Origin of the sequence: Methylobacterium sp. Leaf102, from assembly GCF_001422425.1 — a bacterium.
Lineage (GTDB): Bacteria > Pseudomonadota > Alphaproteobacteria > Rhizobiales > Beijerinckiaceae > Methylobacterium.
Window position 1 is genome coordinate 297888 of sequence record NZ_LMMX01000001.1, and the last position, 20361, is coordinate 318248.

The window sequence follows — 20361 nt, forward strand, 5'->3', positions numbered from 1 at the left end:
TCGACTTCGGGACTACGATACGCGGGGAGCCGATCGCGATGGAGCGCCCGTCCTCGGCGCCCGAGCCCGCCGCCATCCTGCGCCGGCTCCGGCGGGGCCTCGGCCTCATCGTGCTCGCCGGCGTGATCGCCGTCGCCCTCGCGGTCGCGGGCCTCGGACTGCTGAAACCGGCCTACACCTCGGTCCTGCAGATCCTCGTCGATCCGACCGATCTCTCCGTCATCGCCAACGACCTCACCACCCGGTCGCCGCAGGCCGACAGCGGCGTCTCCATCGCCGAGAGTCAGGCGCGGGTGATCCAGTCGGACAGCGTCCTGAGCCGGGTGGTGGAACGCCTTAAGCTCGCCACCGACGACGAATTCGTCCGGACCCCTTCGACGAACCCCGTCGTCATCGGCGTCAAGCAACTCCTCGGCCTCGATCCGCCGCCGGCGAGCCGCGACCCGGTCAACATCGCCCTCGACACCCTGCGGACGAAGCTCGGGGTTCGCCGGGCGGAGCGGACCTTCGTCATCGACGTCTACGTGCAGACCCTCGATCCGGAGAAATCGGCGCGCATCGCCAACGCCATCGGCGACGCCTACTTCGCCGAGGAGGCCCGGGCGCGGATGGACGCGGCGCGGCGGGCCTCGGACGCCCTCTCGGGGCGCCTCACCAGCCTGCGGCGCGGGGTGGAGGAGGCCGAGGGCAAGGTGGTCAGGTACCGGGAGGCGAACAAGCTCGTCACCACCAGCGGCCGTCTTCTGAGCGACCAGCAGCTCAGCGACCTCAACCAGCAGCTCGTCACCGCCACGATCCGCACCGCCGAAGCCCAGTCGCGCCTCGACCAAGCCAGGCGGATGCGGACGGGCGAGGCCGGCACCTCCCTGCCGGAGATGCTGCAATCCACCGAGATGCAGAACCTGCGGCAATCCTACGCCAGCCTGTCCCGCAACACCGCCGAACTCGCGACGCGGCTGGGCGAGCGCCACCCGGCCATGGCCGAGCAATTCGCCCAGCAACGCGATCTCCAACGCATGATCCAACGCGAGAAGGAGCGGATCATCGACACCTCGCAGAAGGATTACGACCGGGCCGCCGCCACCGAAGCCGCCGTGCGCAAGAGCCTCGACCGGGCCAAGGTGGAGACCTCCGGGAACGACCGCGCCAACGTGGGCCTGCGCGAGTTGGAGCGCGAGCTCGACTCACGGCGCGCCGTCTACGAGACCTTCCTCAGGCGGGCACGGGAAACCTCGGAGCAGGAGCGCCTCAACAGCTCCAACGTCCGGGTGATCTCGGCCGCGACCCCGGCGCGCCTGCGGAGCTGGCCGCCCTCGCCCAAGGTGATCCTGCCCGTCGCCCTGGCGCTCGGCCTCGCCCTCGGGGCCGGCCTCGCCCTGCTGCGGGGCGCCAGCCGCGACCGCCGTGACGCGATGGATCGCAGCCCCGCCGCACCCGTCGGCGCCCGGAGTTTCCGCGCCGTCGACGCCTGAGCGGGTTTCACAAGAGTGGTCACCGGCTCTGCGTCGAAAACCAGCGACAGATCAGAGAGCTAAGCAGGTTCACGTTGGCTTGCCGACGTGGACCCGCTCAGGGACCGGCGCCGCGCCGGAAGGCCCCCTCAGGCTGCCGCGAACAGGTCGGGATGGCGCAGGCGCAGGGCGTAGACGAGGAGCAGGGTCTTGATGTCGGTGATCTCGCCCCGGTCGCTCATGCCGCTGAGGCTGGCGAGATCCATCTCGTGCACGGTGATGTTCTCGTGCTCGGCGTCGAGGCCGCCGCCCGGACCGGAGCGGTCGTCGGCGCCGTAGGGGGCGAGGAACAGGTCCATCTGCTCCGTGGAGATGCCCGGCATGCTCCAGCCGCAGGCGATGCGTTCCAGGGCCCCGAGGCGCACGCCGACCTCCTCGTAGGCCTCCCGCCGCGCGCCCTCCTCCGGATCGGCCTCGTCGAGGAGGCCGGCCGGAACCTCGAAGAGGGATTCGGTCCCGGCGGCGTAGAGGGCCGCGGGCCGGAACTGCTCGACGAGGAGCGCCACGCCGCGCACCGGATCGTAGGGCAGCACGGCAACGGCGCGGCCATGATCCTCGATCTCACGGGCGAGACGCGTTCCGTCCGGCATCGTCACCTCGGCGACGAGAAACCGGCTCCAGCCGTCATGCAGGATCCGAGTGCCACGGATGACAGGCGCCATGCTCTTTCCTCACGCGCCGTCCGATGCGGGACGGCCGACGCGCGGGCCTTAGCAGTGCGTTGGCGCACGAATGAGGCGGCCTCAGTCCGGGCAGCGCCGGATCGTGAATCGAATCGCGCCGTCGCGGCGCTCCTGGTCCAGCAGCGCGTCGCCCTCGCTCCGCACGAGATGCGGGATGTCGATGGCCGCCAGGGGGTCCGTGCTCAGGACCGCCAGGACGGCACCGGGGGGCAGGCGCCGCAGGGCCTTGCGGGTGCGCAGAACCGGCAGCGGGCATTTCAGGCCCGACAGGTCGAGTTCGACAGGATCGGGCGGTTCAGCGGGCATCAGCTCTGGCGCCATGAAAAAACCCGTCGCGGCCCGGGAGCCGTCGACGGGTGATGTCGGGATGGAAGCCCGGCGTTCACCGCCGGGACGGCCGCCGCCCTCAGTAGCCGTAGGCCGGGTAGCCGTAGCTGTAGGCCGGCGCGGCGTAGCCGTAGGCGGGGGCACCGTACCCGTAGCCATACGCCGGAGCGCCGTAGCCGTAACCGGCACCGACATAGCCCCGGTCGTAGTAGCCGTAGCGCGGGGCCTGGCTCGCCGCGATGGCGCCGCCGATGATGCCGAGGGCCGCACCGGCCGCGAGGGCGCCGCCGATGCCGGGGCCGCGACGGTAACCGCCGTAATAGCCACGGCCGTAACCCCGGCCGTAGCCGGCGCCGTAATAGCCGCCGCCGTAGCCGCCGCGCCAACGCACGCTCTCGACGCCGGCGCGCTCACCGGCGATCTGGCCGGCGTTGAGGGCCGGGAACGGGGCCGCCTGGGCGGAGGTGAAGGAGCCCGCCGACAAACCGAGGGCGGTGGTGCCCGCGAGGGCGAGGGACAGGATGCGCGACATGCGGAACGTCTCCGGCTTGCGATCAGATATCCCTATGAACGGCATCGTGCCTGAACCGTTCCCGAACGAACACAGTCAAGCCTTTCACAATCGGCGCGATCGGATCCGCAGCGGCTTTCCTAGAAAACGCACTCGGTGAAGGCCGGCTCGACGGAGCGCTGCCACCGGCCCTCGTAATCCGCAAGGTAGCCCTCGGCCCGCGAGCGCCCGGCGGCGACGATGGCCTCCAGGGGCTGGAGGTGGCGGGTCTCGTCCTGCCCCTGGGCGTCGCGACGCCCCCGGGCGGCGAGCCCTGAGCGGGCCACCGCCAGGGCTTCCGCCGCGACCGCGCCGAGGGGCCGTCCGCCGATGCGGGCGGCGAGGCCGAGGCGCGGCACCGTGGCGCGCAGGCATTCGCGATCGCAGTCGCTCCAGCCCTTGGCGATGTCCCAGGCGGCGGCCAGCGCCGCATCGTCGTAGAGCAGGCCGACCCAGAACGCCGCCTGGGCGGCGATCATCGCCGGGCCGCCGACATCGGCGCCGCGCATCTCGAGGAAGCGCTTCAGGCGCACCTCGGGAAAGGCCGTCGAGGCGTGGTTGGCCCAGTCCGACACCGTGGCGCGCTCGCCCGGCAGGGCCGCGAGCCGGCCCGCCATCAGGTCGCGGAACGAGGCGCCGGAGACGTCGTGATAGGTCTCGCCGCGCTTGACGAAGTACATCGGCATGTCGAGGAGCCAGTCGACATAGGCCTCGTAGCCGAAGCCCGGGGCGAAGGCGCGGGGCAGCATGCCGGTTCGGTCGGGATCGGTGTCGCGCCAGATCTCCGAGCGGCGCGACAGGAAGCCGTTGGGCCGTCCGTCGGTGAAGGGCGAATTGGCGAAGAGCGCGGTGGCGACGGGCTGGAGCGCCAGGGCGACGCGCATCTTGGCGACCATGTCGGCCTCCGACGCGAAGTCGAGATTCACCTGCACGGTGGCCGTGCGCAGCATCATGTCGAGGCCGAGCGTCCCGACCTTCGGCATGTAGCCGGCCATGATCTTGTACCGGCTCTTCGGCATCACGGGCGTTTCCTCGCGAGTCCACTTTGGACTCATCCCGAGGTCGAGGAAGCCGATGCCGAGGGGGTCGGCCACGCGCTTGGCGGCCTCGAGGTGCGTGCGCAACTCGGATTCCGTGGCGTGCACGTCGGCCAGCGGCGCGCCGGAGAGCTCGAACTGCCCGCCCGGCTCCAGGGAGATGGCGCCGCCCTCCTGGCCTGCGAGACCGATGAGATGGCCCGCATCCTCTATGGCCTCCCAGCCGGTCTCGCGCGCGAGGCCTTCGAGAAGGGCGCGGATACCGGAATCCCCGGCGTAGGGGACCGGGCGGTTGCCGTCGCGGTAGAACGGGACCTTCTCGTGCTCGGTGCCGATGGCGAAGCGCGCGGGCGGCTTCTCGCCCTCGGCGAACCACGCGATCAGTTCATCCCGCGTCGTCAGCGGCGTCGTGTCGGACGTATCGCGCGCCATGCGCTGGCCTCGTGGTGAATAGGGTCGGATGAAAGGCCGGTCGACCTGGGGTCGGTTGCGCCCCGTCGGGATGCCGCCTCCTTAATCCACGCCCGCGGCGCGAACAACGCGCGCGACGGCGCGCGGCGTCAGCGTGTGTCCCCCAGCACCGACTGCACCAGGGCGAGCACCGCGACGGCGGCCGTATCGGCCCGCAGGATGCGGGGTCCGAGGGACAGGGCAACGGTGTTGGGCCGGCCCGCGATGAGCGCGCGCTCGTCCGGCGCGAACCCGCCCTCCGGCCCGACCAGCACGGCGAGTGGCGGGGGCGCGCCCGGGTCGGCTGCCCCGCGCAGGGCCGCGATGGGATCGGACAGGGGCGCGTCCTCGTCGCAGAACACGAGCAGGCGCTCGGGCGCGAGGTCGGCGAGGGCCTGGGGCAGGCGCACGGCCGGGGGAAGGTCCGGCAGGCTAAGGATGCCGCACTGCTCCGCCGCCTCGACGGCGTTGGCGCGCAGGCGCTCGGCGTTCAGCTTTTCCCCTTGCGTACGCTGCGTGAAGACGGGCCGGATGGTGCCGGCCCCCATCTCCACGGCCTTCTGGGCGAGGTAGTCGAGGCGCGCGCTCTTCAGGGGCGCGAACAGGTAGTGCAGGTCGGAGCGCGGCGTCTGGCCACGGGTCCGCTCCCGCACCACGAGGTCGGCGCTCTTGCGGCCGGATTGCGCCAGGGTGGCCCGCCACTCGCCGTCGCGTCCGTTGAACAAGAGCACCGGATCCTCCGGCCCCCGGCGCAGGACGTTGAGCAGATAGTTCGCCTGCGCCCGGTCGAGGGGCAGGACCACGTCCGGCGCGAGGCTGGCCTCGACGTGAAGGCGGGGGGCGGTGAAATCGTAGGCGGCCATGCGGGGGTGGTCGCGTGGCGCTCGAAGCCTGTCAACGCGCCGCCTGTGGCCAAAGAGCCACGCGGGCCGACTTTGTGCGCTTTGCCCACGGCCGAACGGCCGGCGCGGTTTGCGACTCGAAAGACGCCACATTCCTATGGCGAAACGCCTTTCGGGGTTTCGAATCGCGCGGGACGCATCGCGTCCCCGCAGCGGATCGGGCCATCGCGCCGGCGGTCAGGGGCAGAGCTCCCGTCGGGGCGTCGGGGAGACTTTAAGGGAAGTCAGAGCATGTCGTTCAAGCATATCGCGACGGTCGCCGTCGTCCTCGCCGGCTCCGTGCTGGCCGGCTCCGTGCTGGCTTCGCAGACCGCCTTCGCGCAGGCCGTCGAGTGCGGCGAGATCCAGAAGACCCTGCAGGCCCGCAAGGACCTCGTGGCCAAGGCGAACTCCGCCTCGAACTCGAAGAAGAAGATGACCCCGCAGGAAGCCTGCGCGTTGTTCGGCAAGCTCCAGAACAACGGCTCCGAGGGGATGAAGTGGATCACCGCCAACAAGGAGTGGTGCTCGATCCCCGATTCGTTCGCGGAAGGCTTCAAGGCCGACCATCTCAAGGTCGGCGGCATCCGCACCAAGATCTGCGGCATCGCCGCCCAGGCCGCCAAGATGGAAGCCCAGGGCCGCGCCCAGGCCCAGAACGGCGGCGGTGGCGGCGGCCTCCTCGGCGGCCCGGGCCTCACCGGTGCGATGAAGATGCCCCAGGGCGCACTCTGATCGCGCAGTCCCGGCGCCTTTCCTGGCGACTTGCCCGGCGACTTGTCTCGTCGGGGCATTGCCCGCCATACGCCGCGGGATGATTGGCGTTCCCAGCACCCCCGGTCCCGCATGCGCGTGACCCGCTCCCCCCCATCCGAAGAACACCCCGTCGCCGATGCCGTCGTCGGGCATTGGGTCGACCGCTGGGCGCCGCGGCGGACGCGCCCCTACCTGCGCCTCGCCCGCATCGATCGCCCCATCGGCTGGTGGCTGCTGCTGCTGCCGTGCTGGTGGTCGGCGGCCCTGGCCGGCCTCGCCGCGGGCACGGCTCCGAACCCGCTCCACCTCGTCCTGTTCCTCGTGGGCGCCGTGGCCATGCGCGGCGCGGGCTCGACCTACAACGACATCGCCGACCGCGACCTCGACGCGCAGGTGGAGCGCACCCGCTCGCGCCCCCTGCCCTCCGGCCAGGTTCGGGCCCGGCACGCGGCGGTGTTCCTCGGTCTCCAGACCCTCGTCGGCCTGGCGGTGCTGCTGCAGTTCAACGCCGACGCCGTCCTGGTCGGCATCGCGTCGCTCCTGCCGGTGGCGATCTATCCGTTCATGAAGCGGGTGATGCCGATGCCCCAGCTCGTCCTCGGCCTCGCCTTCGCGTGGGGCGCGCTGATGGGGTGGGTGGCGGTGTTCGGCCGTCTCGATGCCCCAGCCTGGCTGCTCTACGCCGGCACCATCGCGTGGGTGGTGGGGTACGACACGATCTACGCGGTACAGGACATCGAGGACGACGCCATCGCGGGCATCCGCTCCTCGGCCCGCACCTTCGGACCGCGTCTGAAGCCGGCCATCGGTGCCTGCTACGCCGCCGCCGCGGGTTTCGTCGGGGTCGCCGCCTGGCGGGCGGGGGCCGGCCCCGTGGGGCTCCTCGGCGTCGCCGGGTTCGCCGCCCATCTCGGATGGCAGGTCCGGCGCCTGGAAGCGGGGAACGGGCGCGGCGCCCTCATGCTGTTTCGATCGAACCGCGATGCGGGCCTGATCCTGTTCGCCGGTCTGGCGCTCGACGCGGGCCTGCGGGCCTGGACGGGATAAGGTTCAGCAGACGCCCCCGCAGGCGATCTCGCTCTCGCCGCGATGGATCAGCGGGCGCACCGGCAGCGAGCCGGTCTTGCGACGCACGAGGAAGCGCGGGCGGCGGCCGGAGAGCAGGCCGTGGCGGCGGCGGGTGCGGGTCAGGCCCAGCGCCACGGGGCCGATCTGACGCGACACGGCGGCGAGGCTGCCGTCCTCCTTCACGATCATCCGGGCCAAGCCGGACTTGCCGGCAACATCCCGCCACAGGGCCACCACCTCGTCCTCGCAGAACGGGCCGAGGCGGACGATGACGGCACTGTCCGCGCCGACGAGGAGGAGATCGAAGCGATCCTCGCCGCAGGTGTCGCTGGCGTCCTCCGAGAAGGCCAGGGCGACGCCGGTGGGCGCAAGCGCACCGGTGCGGCCGATCACCGGCAGCCGGGCGGCGACGAAGGCGGGCAGGGCCTGAACGGTGGCGGCGTCGGCGGCGTGATTCAGGTTGGCGACGGTGTTCATGCTTGCGAAAGTGTTCGTGCTTGCGAAAGTGTTCATGGCCCGGTGACCCTGTTGCTGGCAACGGCCTCTGCTGGACCGCCCGTCTATGACAAGCAGAATTGCGTCTAACCTCCTCCAGCGACCTTAAGAGTGAGCGTTAAGCGAATATGGACGCGGGCTTGATGCCAAGAATGCTCAACGGTTCCTTGCCGCGATATCCGAGATCCAAGCGTATCGACCTCTGCGCAGCAATCCTTGTGGCGGCCGACCCGGCACCCTACAACGGACGGGACGGCGCATCGGCCTGCCGCGTGGCATCCTCCCTGCTCCGTCCCCAACGCCTTTTTCGCTAGAACCCCGATCCGACAGGAGTCGCATGCCCGATACGAGCGTACCACCCGCCACGGGTGGACCGGATGCGGCCCACGCCCGAGGACCCGTCGAAGTCCGGGACGAGGTGCACGCCCTCGTGCCGGCCCTGCGCGACGCGATCCGCGAGGCGGCCGGCCTCGCGCTTCCGTTCTTCCGGGCGGGCGAGCAGACGGGCGCGCGGATCTGGTCGAAGGCTGGGGGCTCGCCGGTGACCGAGGCGGATGTCGCCGTCGATACGTTCCTGAAGATCCGCCTGAGCGCTCTGCTGCCGGCGGCGGCGTGGCTCTCCGAGGAGACGGCCGACGACGCGCTGCGCCTCAAGGCCGACCTCGTCTGGATCGTCGATCCCATCGACGGCACCCGGGCCTTCCTCACCGGGCACCCGGACTGGTCGATTTCCGTGGCGCTTCTGGCCGGCGGCCAGCCGGTGCTCGGCTTCGTCCATGCCCCCGTGAGCGGACATTTCTACGAGGCGGCGGCGGGCTTCGGGGCGACCCGCGACGGCGCGCCCCTCCGCGCCTCCGCGCAGGCGGCCCTCGCGGGCGCGCGCGTGACGGGCCCGAAACCGATGATGGAGCGCCTCGCACGCGGCGCGACCCAGGGCGGAGTGAAGCCGGATTTCGTCGTGGTCGAGCGCGTGCCGTCCCTCGCCCTGCGCGTCGCGCGGGTGGCCGACGGCTCAATCGATGTCGGACTGGTGTCGTCGGACGCCCGCGACTGGGATCTGGCGGGCGCCGACCTGCTCCTGCGCGAGGCCGGCGGTTCGGTGAGCGACCTGTCGGGCCGTCCCACGCCCTACAACCGCCCGGACCCGGTCCACGGCGCCCTCATCGCCCTGCCGGACGGCTTGCGGGCCGAGACGGTGGAAGCCCTGGCCCGCGGCTAGGGTCGTCGAGGGGCGCGACCCGCGAGGGTCGCCACGACGCGGAAGGTCTCCGCGTCCGCGCTCGACACGACGATGCCCCCTCTGGAAGGTGAGGGGGTGTCCGGTCGTCTGGAGGTGGGTGGAGCGCCCGTCGGGAGCCGAGACGGGGGCGACCCGATCGGCGCCCGTTCAAACGCGGAAAACCGTTTCGCTCAGCGAAACCGGGTCCGCGCGCCGGTGCTCAAGCGTGCTCGCGCAGGGCCACGGCCTCGGGGGCCATGCCGAACCGCTCGGCGAGGTGCCAGCGCAGTTCTCGGGCCGAATGATAGTTGTAGGAGGTGTCGATGAGATGGCTCAGGTCGGTCGTCTTGGCGCCGCGCGTCGCGGCCTGCTTGAGACGGTCCACCCGGAAGGTCGCCGCGTCGGTGACGGGCGAACGGACGCTTCTGCGTCGGGTGTATTCGAACAACATGCTTTTTCTTGTGTACTTTCAGGTGTCGTGATGTGCGGGACCCCTTAACGGGTCCGGTATCGTCGCTTGGTGCTGCGGGATGCCGGATCGAGCCATCGTTCCCATCCGGAACGCGTGATCGATGACCGACGGTGAACGGCTCTTCACGAGGACCGTTGGTGACGCCAGCCCCGAGGGCTGGCGCCGAGGGCGTCAGGCCGCCTGGAGGTTACCAGCCGAGTCCTTGCCGCTGCGCTTGTCCGTCTGGATCTCGTAAGAGATCTTCTGGCCCTCGATGAGGTTGCGCATGCCTGCACGCTCGACGGCGGAAATGTGGACGAAAACGTCCTTGCCGCCATCGTCAGGCTGAATGAAGCCGTAGCCCTTGGTCTCGTTGAACCACTTAACAGTGCCGGTATTCACGAATAGATCCTCGTATCGTTCGTCGATCTGGCCACCGGATCCTGGGGATACGGCAACGTAGATCCTCTTCAAAACGTCCTGACGGGGATCAGCAGGACGTGAAACGCTTGGGTGTACAAGCGCCCGGCTCACCGAAACCCGCTGATGAGATATGTAGTCGGTTCATGCGGCCGCAACAAGGCGTGCCGGCTCACGGATGCCTTCGAATGGCCTGCGGCAATGGCGCCGACCGCTGGGATTCCCGGGCGTCCCGGTGCATATAAGGGTTCGGGTCCAGGCAGTTAGTGTCCCTTTCCGAAACGCCTTCCGCTCCGCCGCGCCCAACGCGCGCACCGGTGGCGGACGGAGATTTTGTAAGGCACTCTTGAGCGCCGTCGATGCCCATCTCCGCCGCGTCCCGCCTCGCCCGTGGGAGTTTCGCGGACCGGAATGGGCGGGGGCGGTTCGGTGACGAGGCAGTTAGGCGGTTCATGGCGGGCATCTCGGTTTCCCTCGAAGGCGCGAACATCCAGCTTTCCTTCCAGAAGGACGACCAGGCGACGGCGGTGGTGATGGATGCGCGTGCCGCCCGCGCCCTGGTGCGGGCCGTCGGCCATCTCCTCACGGCCATCGACGAGCCGGACGACACCGACGGGCCGGAGGAGCTGGACGAGGACTTGGCGATGCTCGACGTGACCTCCTCGGCCATCGAGGTGGGGACGGACGAGCAGGGGCAGGCCGTGGTCGCCCTCCAGGCCGGGGCATTGCCGCCGTTCCAGCTGCGCCTGACGGACGAAGAGGCCCGCCACGTGGTGACGAGCCTCTCGGAAATCCTCAGTGCCCCGCGCGACGTGCGTGCCTCGCACGGGGATCATTGAGCGGACGGTTACATCCGGACGCCGGGATCGGTCGGGCCGCCGGGAAGGTAATCCGGCTCGGACCCCGGACCCGTCGGCTCGTCGATGCCCGGATCGTTGACCGGATAGGGCGTGCGCGGACCGGTGGGGCCGATATCCGGCTGCTCGTCGGGCGGCGGGGGCGTCGGCAGATCGCCCGGAATGCCGCCGGGCAAGGGTTCGGGGATCGGTAGGCCGGGGTTGGCCATGCGGACTCTCCTGCGATGGGAATGCGCTGACCAACACATGCCCCGGACGGAGGGTTCCGGAAACGTGGTCGTCGCGGTCGCAGCGGCGCGCCCCTGTGGAAGTCCCGTCAGCGTTTGACGGCGGCCTTCTGCACCTTGGCCTTTTCGGGTGCGGTGCCGGCGAACAGTTCCGACAGGCGGCGCTGGTCGAGACCGCGGGTCACGTCCGCCGACGCGGCGGCCGGGCCCGCGACGGGCTTTCGCGCGTCGATGGAGCCGGTGGTCACCGGATCGGGAAGCGCCACCACGGGCCGGGGCGCGGTCTCGCGCTGCAGGCGCATGGTCCAATGGGCGGCGGTGGAGAGCGCGGCGATGGCGAGGATCGCCTTGATGCCACCCGTGAGGAGGCGTCTCATTGTGGTCAGGCCCGAAGCTACGCGGTGGCACGCGACCGGTTCCCCGGCCTTGGAGCATCTTCACCGGCGAGCGTTAACGAACCGCCCCGTCCGCCCCGGTCCGCCGTCCCGGATCGGGCCGCACACGGTCTCGGCGGCCAAACACCGGACGGGCAGCAACGGACGGAGCGGGACGCGGTGAAAAGGGTGGGCCTTGCGCCACGGCCGCGGTTCCTGTTCCCCGCATCCGTGACACGCCTGCCGCAACCCGGCCCACTAGGCCTCACAGGAACGGTGCAGAGAACTGGTCCGCACCGCCCCGTCACGACAGGCCCCGCCACCATGCGAGGCCCGAGCGGGTCCGCGAAACCATCGAACGCATCGGCGGCAGGGAGTGTCGATGTAGGCGCCGGGCCGGGAGCCGGCAATTGGTCCCCGCGCCGCAGGAGCCCCGGGCGCGGGTCGACCGACGATGGTTACCGCAACGAACCGCAGAACCGCTGGATGCGGGTGCACGCCTCTTCCAGGGCGGCGTTCGAGGTCGCATAGGAGATGCGCAGGTTCGGCCCGAGGCCGAAGGCCGAGCCGTGGACGGCGGCGACGCCCTCGGCCTGGAGCAGCTCGACCACGAAGTCCTCGTCGGTCTCGATGACCTTGCCGGACGGCGCCCTGCGCCCGATCGCCTCGGCGCAGGAGGGATAGACGTAGAACGCACCCTCGGGCGTCGGGCACTTCAACCCCTGGGTCTGGTTCAGCATCGACACCACGAGGTCGCGGCGCGCCTGGAACGCCGTGCGAAACTCGGCGAGGTGCGCCTGCGGCCCGTCGAGGGCCGCCACCGCCGCCCATTGCGAGATCGAGCAGGCGCCCGAGGTCTGCTGACCCTGGACGAAATCCATGGCCTTGATGAGTTTTTCCGGGCCGGCGGCGTAGCCGATGCGCCAGCCGGTCATGGCGTAGGCCTTCGAGACGCCGTTCATGGTGAGCGTGCGCTCGTAGAGATTCGGCTCGACCTGGGCCGGGGTGACGAATTCGAAATCGCCGTAGCAGAGGTGCTCGTACATGTCGTCGGTGAGAACCCAGACCTGGGGATGGCGCAGGAGCACGTCGGTGATCCGCTTCATCTCGTCCCGCGCATAGGCCGCCCCCGAGGGGTTCGACGGCGAGTTGAGGATGATCCACTTCGTTCTTGGGGTGATCACCCGCTCCAGCTCCTCCGGCTGGAGCTTGAAGTCGTGTTCCATGGTGGTCTCGGCGAAGACCGGCGTGCCGCCGCACAGGACCACCATCTCGGGGTACGAGACCCAGTAGGGACGCGGAATCACCACCTCGTCGCCGGGGTTCAGGGTAGCGAGCAGGGCGTTGTAGATCACGTGCTTGCCGCCGGTGCCGACGATGGTCTGCGACGCCTTGTAGTCGAGGCCGTTCTCGCGCTTGAACTTCGTCACGATGGCCTCGCGCAGGGGCACGATGCCGGAGACGGGCGTGTACTTCGTCTCCCCGCGCGCGATGGCGGCGACGGCCGCATCCTTGATGTGCTGGGGCGTGTCGAAATCCGGCTCGCCCACGGACAGACTGATGACATCCATCCCGCCGGCTTTGAGTTCGCGCGCCTTCTGCGTCATCGCGATGGTCGCGGACGGTTTCACACGCGACAGGGCGTCGGCGAGAAAGCCCATGGGAGAACTCCGGTAGTTTTGCGCGGTTTTCGGACGGGCGGGACCGTAGTCGCCGTTCGAAAGCGGGGCAAGTTCACCGGGACCGCATTGCGCAATGCCATTTTTGATATAAGTTCATGGGCATAAGTTCATGGGCATAAGTTCATGGGCATGAGCTGGATAGTCGATGTCCTCGACGAGGGCGTTCTCGCGGACCGACAAGCGCGTCGTGATCGTGGCCGCTTTCATGAAGAAGACCCGTAAAACACCGAGCGGTGGCTGGATCTGGCCGAAGAGCGAGCGAAAGGCGTGGTGTGATGGCGATTCCGTTCAAGACCATCCGCGAACGGTGGAATGCCGAGCCGGACTACCGGGCCGCGCGGGACGCAGTATCGCCGGTGATGGACCTGGCATTCGCCATGGCCGAGGCCCGTCATCGCGCGCGCCTCTCCCAGGCGGAAGTCGCCCAGCGTATCGGCACGTCCCAGGCCATGGTCGCGCGGTGGGAGAGTGGGAAATCCGCCCCCACAACAACCTCGCTCCGCCGCTTCGCCGACGCGACGGGTGCCATGTTGCATATCCGTCTCGACAGCGCGTCCGCAGAAGACGCTCAGCCGGCCTGATGACAACGTCGGGAACTGCAAGGGGCTCGAAGTTTCACCCCTTGGTGAGAATCGCGATGGACTGCCCGAGCGGCTCGCCCGAAGGCCAGGGCGCGGTGTTGCCGTCGATGAACGCCACGTGCGCATAGCCGAGGCGCTGGGACCAGACGGTGATCTGGTTGCGCTCGATGAATTGGTTCAGGTGGGGCACCGTGCTGGCGCGTTGGGCCTGCACGGTCTTGTCGAACACCGCCCAATGGTCGGGGATGGCGAATTCGAGGAACGAGAGCACCACGCGGCCGCCGGGACGCAGGGCCCGGTGGGCATCCTCAAGGTAGAGGTAGGTCTCGGCGTGCAGAAGGTGGGTGAACACGCTGAAGGCGCACAGCACATCCACCGACGCCGCCTCGACGGGCAGGGACAGGGCGCGGTTGAGGACGAACCTGTAGGCCCGCGGCGTTCGCGACCGCGCGTAGTTGAGGAGGGCCGGCACCACGTCGAGGCCGAGATAGCCGACCGCGATCCGGTCTGCGAGGGCCACGGCGAGGCGTCCGCTGCCACAGCCGAGATCGACCACCGCCATGCCGGGCTCCAGGCCGGCGTGCAGCAGGATCTCGCACTCGATGGCGCCGACGCTCGCGTACGAGCCGCCGACCGCCAGACTCATGGCCGTGTCGATGGGATGCTGCCGGATCAGGTCGGCGACGTAGCGCTCGTAATCCTCGACGAAGTGAAATTTCGCCATTTTTCCTACAAACCGATCCTTTGATGGACGACGGGGTCAGCCGTGTCGCACATCGCCGCCGCGCCCGTCACCCTCGGGAACGACAACGCCGCCGCCCCCGCAAGGGGACGGCGGCGCGAGGGCGGGTCGGGCCGAAGGATCAGCCGCCGAACAGGCGCTTGATGCCGGAGAGTAGGCCGCCGGACTTGACGGGTTCGAAGGGCTCGGATTCGGCGACGTTGGTCTCCGCCGGCTTCGGGGCGGAGGACGCCGCCTGGACGAGGCCCAACGCCGCCGTATCCGTGGTCTCGCGGTCGATGAGGATGAAGCCGCCGGTGTCGCGGTTCTGCGCGTAGGCGTCCACCGGCACCGGCCGGTCGAGGGTCAGGGTCACGTCGCCGATGTCGTTGGCGACGAGCCGGGTCACGGGCTCGGCCTGCCCCGTCTCGGGATCGAGGCGGCTGCGGATGGTGCTGACCACGGCGTTGACCGTGACGGTGCCGATCTTGGCGAGCAGGGTCGCGCCCTGGTTCAGCTCGGTCTCGGCGGCCCAGAACAGGCGGGCGTCGAGACTGTCGGTGACGCGGATCGGCGCGGAGGCCGCCGCAATGACGGCGCCGCGCGAGGCATCGACCTCGTCGGCCAGCACGAGGGTCACGGACTGGCCCTCCACCGCGTGCGGCAGGTCACCGTCGGCGGTGTAGATCCGGGCGATGGTGGAGGTGCGGTTCGAGGGTGCGATGACGACGCTGTCGCCGGGGGCGACGCGGCCGCTGGCGATGAGGCCGGCGAAGCCCCGGAACTCGGAGTTCGGCCGGTTGACCCACTGCACCGCCATGCGGAACGGCGCCGCCTGCTCCTCGACGCGCACGGGCACCTCTTCGAGGTACTGCAGCAGCGGCGTGCCCGTGTACCAGGGTACGGCGGCGCCCGGCAGCACGACGTTGTCGCCGTTCTTGGCCGAGAGCGGAATCGCCCGGACTTCGGTGAAGCCGAGGGGTGCCGCGAAGGCGTCGAACGCCTGGGTGATGGCCGCGAACTTGTCCTGCGACCAGCCGACGAGGTCCATCTTGTTGACGGCGAGGGCGACCCGCTTGATGCCCAGCAGCGAGACGAGGAGCGCGTGGCGGCGCGTCTGCCGGGTCAGACCCTGACGCGCATCGACGAGGATCACGGCCACGTCCGCCGTGGAAGCGCCGGTGGCCATGTTGCGGGTGTACTGCTCGTGGCCGGGGGTGTCGGCGACGATGAACGAGCGCTTGTCGGTGGAGAAGAACCGGTAGGCGACGTCGATGGTGATGCCCTGCTCGCGCTCGGCCTGGAGACCGTCGACGAGGAGCGCGAGGTCGATCTCGGCCCCTTGCGTCCCGTGCTTGCGCGAATCGCGCTGCAGGGCGGTGACCTGATCGTCGAAGATCTGCTTGGTGTCGTGCAGGAGCCGGCCGATCAGGGTCGACTTGCCGTCGTCCACCGAGCCGCAGGTGATGAAGCGCAGCACCTCCTTGCTCTGATGGGCGGCGAGGAAGCTGTCATAGCCGAAGGCCCCGGGCGATTGATGGATGGTCATCTTAGAAATAGCCCTCCTGCTTCTTGCGCTCCATGGCGCCGGACCCGTCCTTGTCGATGACCCGGCCCTGGCGTTCCGAGGTGCGGGCGGCCAGGGTTTCGCCGATGATCTCGGGCAGGGTCGCGGCGTCGCTCTCGACGGCGCCCGTGAGAGGATAATCCCCGAGCGTCCGGAAGCGGACGGAGATGTCCTTCGGGGTCTCGCCGGGCTCGAGGGGCAGGCGGTCGTCGTCGACGAGGATGAGCTGGCCGTCGCGCTCCACCACCGGGCGGGGCTTGGCGAAGTAGAGCGGCACGATCGGGATGTTTTCTTGCTCGATGTAGAGCCAGACGTCGAGCTCGGTCCAATTCGAGATCGGGAACACCCGCAGGGACTCGCCGCGCTTCTTGCGCAGGTTGTAGACGTGCCACGGCTCGGCGCGCTGGCGCTTGGGGTCCCAGCGGTGCTGGGCCGTACGGAGCGAGAAGATGCGCTCCTTGGCCCGGCTCGCCTCCTCGTCGCGGCGCGCGCCGCCGAAGGCCGCGTCGAACTTATGCTTGTCGAGCGCCTGCCGCAGCCCTTGCGTCTTCATCACGTCGGTGTGGACTTCCGACCCGTGGCTGATGGGACCGACGCCGCGCGCCAGACCCTCCTGATTCGTGTGGACGATGAGGTCGAGCCCCAGATCCTTGGCCCGCTGATCGCGAAACGCGATCATCTCCTTGAACTTCCACGTCGTGTCGATGTGCATCAGGGGAAACGGCAGGCGGCCGGGCGCGAACGCCTTCAGGGCCAGGTGCAGCAGCACCGAGGAATCCTTGCCGATGGAGTAGAGCATCACCGGGTTCTCCGTCTCGGCGACGGTCTCCCGCATGATGTGGATGCTCTCGGCCTCCAGGCGCTGCAGGTGGGTGAGGCGCTCGGCGCGGGTGGCTGCGAGGGCGGCGCTCATCGGGCCATCTCCGGGGCGTTCGTGTGGGTCGGGGTTTCGAATGCCGCCGGCTCCTGGCCAGGCTGAACGTCGGCCTCTGGGGCGTGGATGTGCAAACCGCATTCCTTCTTCGAGGCCTGCTCCCACCACCAGCGGCCGGCACGCTCGTCCTCGCCGACCTTGATGGCGCGGGTGCAGGGGGCGCAGCCGATGGAGGGAAAGCCGCGATCGTGCAGGACGTTGTAGGGGATGTAGTTGTCGGCCACGAACCGGTCGACATCCGTCCGGCTCCAATCAGCCAGGGGATTGATCTTGATGAGGTCGCGGGCCTCGTCGGCCTCGGCCAGCGGCGTGTCGGCCCGATTGGCCGATTGCCCGGCGCGCAGGCCCGTCAGCCACCCGGCGGCGCCCGCGAGCGCCCGCCCCAGGGGCTCGACCTTGCGGAAGCCGCAGCAGGCCTGCCGCGCGGACACCGACTGGCGAAAGCCGTTGATCCCCTCCTCCCGCACGAAACGCTCCTCGGCCTCGCGCTCCGGCGCGTAGGCCTGGATGCGGATGCCGTAGGCCGATTCGGTCTCGGTCCAGGTGTCGTAGGTCTCGGGGTAGAGCCGGCCGGTGTCGAGGGTGACGATCTCGGTACGACCCTTGTTCATCGCCAGCGCGTGCGTCAGGGCCTGATCCTCGATGCCGAGGCTCGTGGTGAAGACGAGGCGGCCCGGTACCGTCGCCTCGATGAGGGCGATGCGGCCCTTGAGATCGAGGCCGGCCATGCCGTCGGCGAGGGCGCGCGCCGCGTGTTCCAGGGGAAAGCTCATGACGGTGTTCGGAATGTCCGCTTGTCTGACGATTGAAATGTTCGCTATAACGAACGCTGTCAAGGCATCACAGCCTGCGTGCCGGACATCCCGGCCCTGTGGGCGGTGCGATCGGCCAACGGCCCGATCCCGTCATGGTTGCCTGACAAGGAAAGATCCTTCTCATAAGGGTCGTGCGCCGTGCTCGTCCGCACGCCGCGCCGATCCCGGAACCGACACGAGGCCACCTTGGATGCGATCGATCTGAAGATCCTCGGGCTGTTGCAGCACGACGCCACGCTCTCCATCGCCACCATCGGCGAGCGGGTCGGCCTGTCGCAGACCCCGTGCTGGAAGCGCATCCAGCGCCTGGAGGCCGATGGGGTCATCGACCGGCGCGTCGCCGTGCTCGATCCCGTGAAACTCGGCCTCGGCCTGACGGTGTTCGTCTCCATCGAGACCGCAGACCATTCCCGCGAGTGGCTGGAGCGCTTCGCCGAGACCGTCTCGGCCATGCCGGAGGTGCTGGAATTCTACCGCATGGCCGGGGATGTGGACTACATGCTGCGCGTCGTCGTGGCCGATATGCGCGCCTACGACACCTTCTATAAGCATCTCATCGCGACGCTGCCGTTGAAGAACGTGACATCGCGCTTCGCCATGGAGAAGGTGAAGTCCACCACCGCCCTGCCCCTGCCGGCTCCACCGGCCAGCGGACGCTTCGTGCCGACGCTGTCGGTGGTTGCGGGGGAATAGGCACAAGAGAACGAACTTCTGTTTTGCGGCGCAACCGCAGGCAGCTCCTTCTACCGTGACGTCGTTCTGTAAAACGGACATTCCGTTGACAGCGCGGCCGCTCAGGACGACATGGCTTTCCCAATGGCACGACACGCGATCCTCCCCCGCACGGCCCCGTTCGAAGACAAGGAACGGGCGAGCCTCGACGCCGTCCTGGGCGCCGCGACCCCGATCCAGCGGGCCTGGCTCGCCGGCTTCCTCGCGGGCCTCGACGCCGCGGGCGGCCAGCCCGCCGCCGCCGCGCCCGCCGCCCCCCCGAAGGCGGCCGAGCCCCTGACCATCCTGTTCGCCAGCGAATCCGGCAATTCGGAGAAGCTCGCGAGCGATGTCGCCAAACTCGCCCGCAAGAACGGGTTCAAGCCCAAGATCGTGGATTTCTTCGATCTCGACGTGGCGTCGCTCGCGGGCGAGAAGCACGTGGTGGCCATCGCGGCGACCTGGGGCGAGGGCGAGCCCCCGGCCCGGGCCATGCGGGCCTACGGCGAACTCATGGGGGACGGCGCGCCGCGCCTCGACGGCATCGATTTCGCCGTGCTGGCGCTCGGCGACACCTCCTACGCGGAGTTCTGCGCCATCGGGAAGGCGCTCGATGCCCGCTTCGAGGCGCTCGGGGCCAAGCGCGCGTACGAGCGCGCCGACCTCGACCTCGACTTCGACAAGCCGGCCGCCGAGTGGATCAAGAACACCCTCAAGGCCCTGGCCCCGGCGCCGAGCGCCGACAACGTTGTGGCCGTCGACTTCGCCGCCCGCGCCGCCGAGGACGAGGAGGAGGCCGAGCCGAGCCGCGAGCCCCGGGTGGTCGAGGTCGTCGACCACGTGAACCTGAACTCGTCGCGCTCCGACAAGGAGACGATCCACATCGCCCTCGAATTCGAGGACGGCGCGCCGGCCTACGAGCCGGGCGACAGCCTCGAGATCTACCCCGAGAACGACCCCGCCCTCGTGGACGAGATCCTGACCGCGACGGGGCTCTCCGGCGACGACGCCCTGCGCCGGGCGCTGCTCGCCGAGCGCGACATCACCACCCTGTCGGCCACCACGGTGGAGCGCTTCGCCAAGGCCACGGGCCATGCCGAGGCGCAGAAGCTCATCGACAGCGGCGAAGCCAAGGCCTGGATCGAGGGCCGCCACCTCATCGACCTCATCCAGAGCTTCCCGGCTAAGGTGACGGCCGAACACCTCAGCACCATCACCCGGCCCCTGCCGCCGCGCGCCTACTCCATCGCCTCATCGCGCAAGGAAGTCGGCGACGAGGTCCACCTCGTCATCGCCGCCGTGCGCTACGAGACCCATGGCCGGGCCCGCTCCGGTGTCGCCTCGACCCACGTGGCCGACCGGGTGAAGAACGGCGCCAAGCTGCGGGTGAAGCTGAAGCCGAACCGCCACTTCCGCCTGCCGCAGGACCCCGCCACCGACATCATCATGGTCGGCCCCGGCACCGGCGTGGCGCCGTTCCGCGCCTTCGTGCAGGAGCGCCGCGCCGTGGAAGCTCCCGGACGCTCGTGGCTGTTCTTCGGCGACCGCCACTTCACCCACGACTTCCTCTATCAGCTCGAATGGCAGGACGCCCTGGAAGACGGGTCGCTCACGCAGATCGACGTCGCCTTCTCCCGCGACCAGCCGGAGAAGATCTACGTCCAGGACCGCATCGACCATCACGCCAAGGAGTTGGTGGCGTGGCTCGACGGCGGCGCCAGCTTCTACGTCTGCGGCGACGCCAACCGCATGGCCAAGGACGTGCGCAGCGCCGTCGTGCGCGCTTATCAGCAAGTGAAGGCCCTCACCCCGGCCGATGCCGAAGCGGCGGTCGCGGCCCTGGAGCGCGCCCACCGCTACCAGCAGGACGTCTACTGAGGATCACACCGTCGTTCCGGGCGCGACAGCAAGCCCGGAACCCAGAACCGCCGACGGAGCCGACTGAACCGCGACTTGTGTTTTTTGGATTCCGGGTTCGCCTACGGCGCCCCGGAATGACGCGGCGGACAGCATCCGAGAGCACGACTCCACTGAGCGATCCGCG

At 69.5% G+C, this 20361-nt stretch carries 23 protein-coding genes; 8 read left to right on the plus strand and 15 right to left on the minus strand.

Annotation, left to right across the window (positions count from 1 at the left end):
- Positions 1–38: 38 nt before the first annotated feature.
- The gene (locus ASF27_RS01350) at positions 39–1472 is read left to right on the plus strand and encodes a GumC family protein (protein WP_244480892.1); all 1434 of its coding nucleotides are present in this window, start codon (positions 39–41) and stop codon (positions 1470–1472) included.
- Between the two features lie 128 nt (positions 1473–1600).
- On the opposite strand, the gene ASF27_RS01355 is transcribed toward ASF27_RS01350, so the two are convergent.
- The 5 genes from ASF27_RS01355 to ASF27_RS01375 all read right to left on the minus strand — a co-directional run bounded on the left by ASF27_RS01355 (position 1601) and on the right by ASF27_RS01375 (position 5421).
- Positions 1601–2173: an NUDIX hydrolase gene (locus tag ASF27_RS01355; RefSeq protein ID WP_056357149.1), complete on the minus strand. Its 573-nt coding sequence runs from the start codon at positions 2171–2173 to the stop codon at positions 1601–1603.
- 81 nt (positions 2174–2254) lie between these two features.
- Positions 2255–2500, minus strand: coding sequence for a sulfurtransferase TusA family protein (locus ASF27_RS01360; protein ID WP_056357825.1), 246 nt, complete (start codon positions 2498–2500; stop codon positions 2255–2257).
- A gap of 100 nt (positions 2501–2600) precedes the next feature.
- Entirely contained in the window at positions 2601–3053 is a 453-nt protein-coding gene (locus tag ASF27_RS01365; RefSeq protein ID WP_056263624.1) for a hypothetical protein, read from the minus strand.
- A gap of 119 nt (positions 3054–3172) precedes the next feature.
- Complete coding sequence (locus ASF27_RS01370; protein WP_056166784.1) at positions 3173–4540, minus strand: glutamate--cysteine ligase; 1368 nt, start codon at positions 4538–4540, stop codon at positions 3173–3175.
- A 128-nt stretch (positions 4541–4668) separates the two neighbouring features.
- Positions 4669–5421: a 16S rRNA (uracil(1498)-N(3))-methyltransferase gene (locus tag ASF27_RS01375; RefSeq protein ID WP_056166782.1), complete on the minus strand. Its 753-nt coding sequence runs from the start codon at positions 5419–5421 to the stop codon at positions 4669–4671.
- 270 nt (positions 5422–5691) lie between these two features.
- Here ASF27_RS01375 and ASF27_RS01380 point away from each other — a divergent pair, with 270 nt between their 5' ends.
- Both ASF27_RS01380 and ubiA read left to right on the plus strand, forming a co-directional pair.
- The gene (locus ASF27_RS01380) at positions 5692–6174 is read left to right on the plus strand and encodes a hypothetical protein (RefSeq protein ID WP_244472856.1); all 483 of its coding nucleotides are present in this window, start codon (positions 5692–5694) and stop codon (positions 6172–6174) included.
- A gap of 111 nt (positions 6175–6285) precedes the next feature.
- A complete protein-coding gene (gene ubiA / locus ASF27_RS01385; protein WP_056357151.1) occupies positions 6286–7242 on the plus strand; it encodes a 4-hydroxybenzoate octaprenyltransferase in 957 nt (318 codons plus the stop codon).
- A gap of 3 nt (positions 7243–7245) precedes the next feature.
- Here the strand turns inward: ubiA and ASF27_RS01390 are convergent, their stop codons facing one another.
- On the minus strand, positions 7246–7740 hold the full coding sequence (locus ASF27_RS01390; RefSeq protein WP_056357153.1) for a DUF6101 family protein: 495 nt from the start codon (positions 7738–7740) through the stop codon (positions 7246–7248).
- 355 nt (positions 7741–8095) lie between these two features.
- Here ASF27_RS01390 and ASF27_RS01395 point away from each other — a divergent pair, with 355 nt between their 5' ends.
- On the plus strand, positions 8096–8977 hold the full coding sequence (locus ASF27_RS01395) for a 3'(2'),5'-bisphosphate nucleotidase CysQ (RefSeq protein ID WP_082478733.1): 882 nt from the start codon (positions 8096–8098) through the stop codon (positions 8975–8977).
- Between the two features lie 220 nt (positions 8978–9197).
- On the opposite strand, the gene ASF27_RS01400 is transcribed toward ASF27_RS01395, so the two are convergent.
- A complete protein-coding gene (locus tag ASF27_RS01400; RefSeq protein ID WP_056166770.1) occupies positions 9198–9428 on the minus strand; it encodes a hypothetical protein in 231 nt (76 codons plus the stop codon).
- A 192-nt stretch (positions 9429–9620) separates the two neighbouring features.
- Complete coding sequence (locus tag ASF27_RS01405; RefSeq protein WP_055956856.1) at positions 9621–9830, minus strand: cold-shock protein; 210 nt, start codon at positions 9828–9830, stop codon at positions 9621–9623.
- Positions 9831–10300: 470 nt separating this feature from the next.
- On the opposite strand from ASF27_RS01405, the gene ASF27_RS01410 reads away from it, so the two are divergent.
- Positions 10301–10687 carry a hypothetical protein gene (locus ASF27_RS01410; protein ID WP_056166767.1) on the plus strand — a complete coding sequence of 129 codons (387 nt, stop codon included), beginning with the start codon at positions 10301–10303 and terminating at the stop codon, positions 10685–10687.
- 8 nt (positions 10688–10695) lie between these two features.
- Here the strand turns inward: ASF27_RS01410 and ASF27_RS01415 are convergent, their stop codons facing one another.
- The 3 genes from ASF27_RS01415 to ASF27_RS01425 all read right to left on the minus strand — a co-directional run bounded on the left by ASF27_RS01415 (position 10696) and on the right by ASF27_RS01425 (position 12967).
- Positions 10696–10914, minus strand: coding sequence for a hypothetical protein (locus ASF27_RS01415; RefSeq protein ID WP_056357156.1), 219 nt, complete (start codon positions 10912–10914; stop codon positions 10696–10698).
- 107 nt (positions 10915–11021) lie between these two features.
- Positions 11022–11309, minus strand: coding sequence for a hypothetical protein (locus tag ASF27_RS01420; protein ID WP_056357159.1), 288 nt, complete (start codon positions 11307–11309; stop codon positions 11022–11024).
- A gap of 455 nt (positions 11310–11764) precedes the next feature.
- A complete protein-coding gene (locus ASF27_RS01425; RefSeq protein ID WP_056263617.1) occupies positions 11765–12967 on the minus strand; it encodes a pyridoxal phosphate-dependent aminotransferase in 1203 nt (400 codons plus the stop codon).
- 296 nt (positions 12968–13263) lie between these two features.
- Between ASF27_RS01425 and ASF27_RS01430 the strand changes: the two genes are divergently transcribed.
- The gene (locus ASF27_RS01430) at positions 13264–13569 is read left to right on the plus strand and encodes a helix-turn-helix transcriptional regulator (RefSeq protein WP_056357162.1); all 306 of its coding nucleotides are present in this window, start codon (positions 13264–13266) and stop codon (positions 13567–13569) included.
- Positions 13570–13603: 34 nt separating this feature from the next.
- Here ASF27_RS01430 and ASF27_RS01435 read toward each other — a convergent pair whose 3' ends face one another.
- The 4 genes from ASF27_RS01435 to ASF27_RS01450 form a co-directional block, all read right to left on the minus strand.
- Complete coding sequence (locus tag ASF27_RS01435; RefSeq protein ID WP_056357166.1) at positions 13604–14293, minus strand: class I SAM-dependent methyltransferase; 690 nt, start codon at positions 14291–14293, stop codon at positions 13604–13606.
- A 139-nt stretch (positions 14294–14432) separates the two neighbouring features.
- Positions 14433–15839, minus strand: coding sequence for a sulfate adenylyltransferase subunit CysN (gene cysN, locus ASF27_RS01440; RefSeq protein ID WP_056357167.1), 1407 nt, complete (start codon positions 15837–15839; stop codon positions 14433–14435).
- Position 15840: 1 nt separating this feature from the next.
- Entirely contained in the window at positions 15841–16770 is a 930-nt protein-coding gene (cysD, locus tag ASF27_RS01445; protein WP_056166742.1) for a sulfate adenylyltransferase subunit CysD, read from the minus strand.
- Entirely contained in the window at positions 16767–17564 is a 798-nt protein-coding gene (locus tag ASF27_RS01450) for a phosphoadenylyl-sulfate reductase (RefSeq protein ID WP_056166739.1), read from the minus strand. The genes cysD and ASF27_RS01450 overlap by 4 nt, the downstream gene beginning before the upstream one ends.
- 228 nt (positions 17565–17792) lie before the next feature.
- On the opposite strand from ASF27_RS01450, the gene ASF27_RS01455 reads away from it, so the two are divergent.
- A complete protein-coding gene (locus ASF27_RS01455; protein WP_056166999.1) occupies positions 17793–18299 on the plus strand; it encodes an Lrp/AsnC family transcriptional regulator in 507 nt (168 codons plus the stop codon).
- A gap of 123 nt (positions 18300–18422) precedes the next feature.
- Positions 18423–20195, plus strand: a complete 1773-nt coding sequence (locus ASF27_RS01460; protein WP_056357170.1) for a flavodoxin domain-containing protein — start codon at positions 18423–18425, stop codon at positions 20193–20195.
- The last annotated feature ends 166 nt before the right edge of the window (positions 20196–20361 follow it).

Bases quoted from the DNA above. Each gene is read 5' to 3' on its own strand.
- ASF27_RS01350 (WP_244480892.1), top strand. From the start codon at position 39: ATGGAGCGCCCGTCCTCGGCGCCCGAGCCCGCCGCCATCCTGCGCCGG.
- ASF27_RS01355 (WP_056357149.1), bottom strand. From the start codon at position 2,173: ATGGCGCCTGTCATCCGTGGCACTCGGATCCTGCATGACGGCTGGAGC.
- ASF27_RS01360 (WP_056357825.1), bottom strand. From the start codon at position 2,500: ATGCCCGCTGAACCGCCCGATCCTGTCGAACTCGACCTGTCGGGCCTG.
- ASF27_RS01365 (WP_056263624.1), bottom strand. From the start codon at position 3,053: ATGTCGCGCATCCTGTCCCTCGCCCTCGCGGGCACCACCGCCCTCGGT.
- ASF27_RS01370 (WP_056166784.1), bottom strand. From the start codon at position 4,540: ATGGCGCGCGATACGTCCGACACGACGCCGCTGACGACGCGGGATGAA.
- ASF27_RS01375 (WP_056166782.1), bottom strand. From the start codon at position 5,421: ATGGCCGCCTACGATTTCACCGCCCCCCGCCTTCACGTCGAGGCCAGC.
- ASF27_RS01380 (WP_244472856.1), top strand. From the start codon at position 5,692: ATGTCGTTCAAGCATATCGCGACGGTCGCCGTCGTCCTCGCCGGCTCC.
- ubiA (WP_056357151.1), top strand. From the start codon at position 6,286: ATGCGCGTGACCCGCTCCCCCCCATCCGAAGAACACCCCGTCGCCGAT.
- ASF27_RS01390 (WP_056357153.1), bottom strand. From the start codon at position 7,740: ATGAACACCGTCGCCAACCTGAATCACGCCGCCGACGCCGCCACCGTT.
- ASF27_RS01395 (WP_082478733.1), top strand. From the start codon at position 8,096: ATGCCCGATACGAGCGTACCACCCGCCACGGGTGGACCGGATGCGGCC.
- ASF27_RS01400 (WP_056166770.1), bottom strand. From the start codon at position 9,428: ATGTTGTTCGAATACACCCGACGCAGAAGCGTCCGTTCGCCCGTCACC.
- ASF27_RS01410 (WP_056166767.1), top strand. From the start codon at position 10,301: ATGGCGGGCATCTCGGTTTCCCTCGAAGGCGCGAACATCCAGCTTTCC.
- ASF27_RS01415 (WP_056357156.1), bottom strand. From the start codon at position 10,914: ATGGCCAACCCCGGCCTACCGATCCCCGAACCCTTGCCCGGCGGCATT.
- ASF27_RS01420 (WP_056357159.1), bottom strand. From the start codon at position 11,309: ATGAGACGCCTCCTCACGGGTGGCATCAAGGCGATCCTCGCCATCGCC.
- ASF27_RS01425 (WP_056263617.1), bottom strand. From the start codon at position 12,967: ATGGGCTTTCTCGCCGACGCCCTGTCGCGTGTGAAACCGTCCGCGACC.
- ASF27_RS01430 (WP_056357162.1), top strand. From the start codon at position 13,264: ATGGCGATTCCGTTCAAGACCATCCGCGAACGGTGGAATGCCGAGCCG.
- ASF27_RS01435 (WP_056357166.1), bottom strand. From the start codon at position 14,293: ATGGCGAAATTTCACTTCGTCGAGGATTACGAGCGCTACGTCGCCGAC.
- cysN (WP_056357167.1), bottom strand. From the start codon at position 15,839: ATGACCATCCATCAATCGCCCGGGGCCTTCGGCTATGACAGCTTCCTC.
- cysD (WP_056166742.1), bottom strand. From the start codon at position 16,770: ATGAGCGCCGCCCTCGCAGCCACCCGCGCCGAGCGCCTCACCCACCTG.
- ASF27_RS01450 (WP_056166739.1), bottom strand. From the start codon at position 17,564: ATGAGCTTTCCCCTGGAACACGCGGCGCGCGCCCTCGCCGACGGCATG.
- ASF27_RS01460 (WP_056357170.1), top strand. From the start codon at position 18,423: ATGGCACGACACGCGATCCTCCCCCGCACGGCCCCGTTCGAAGACAAG.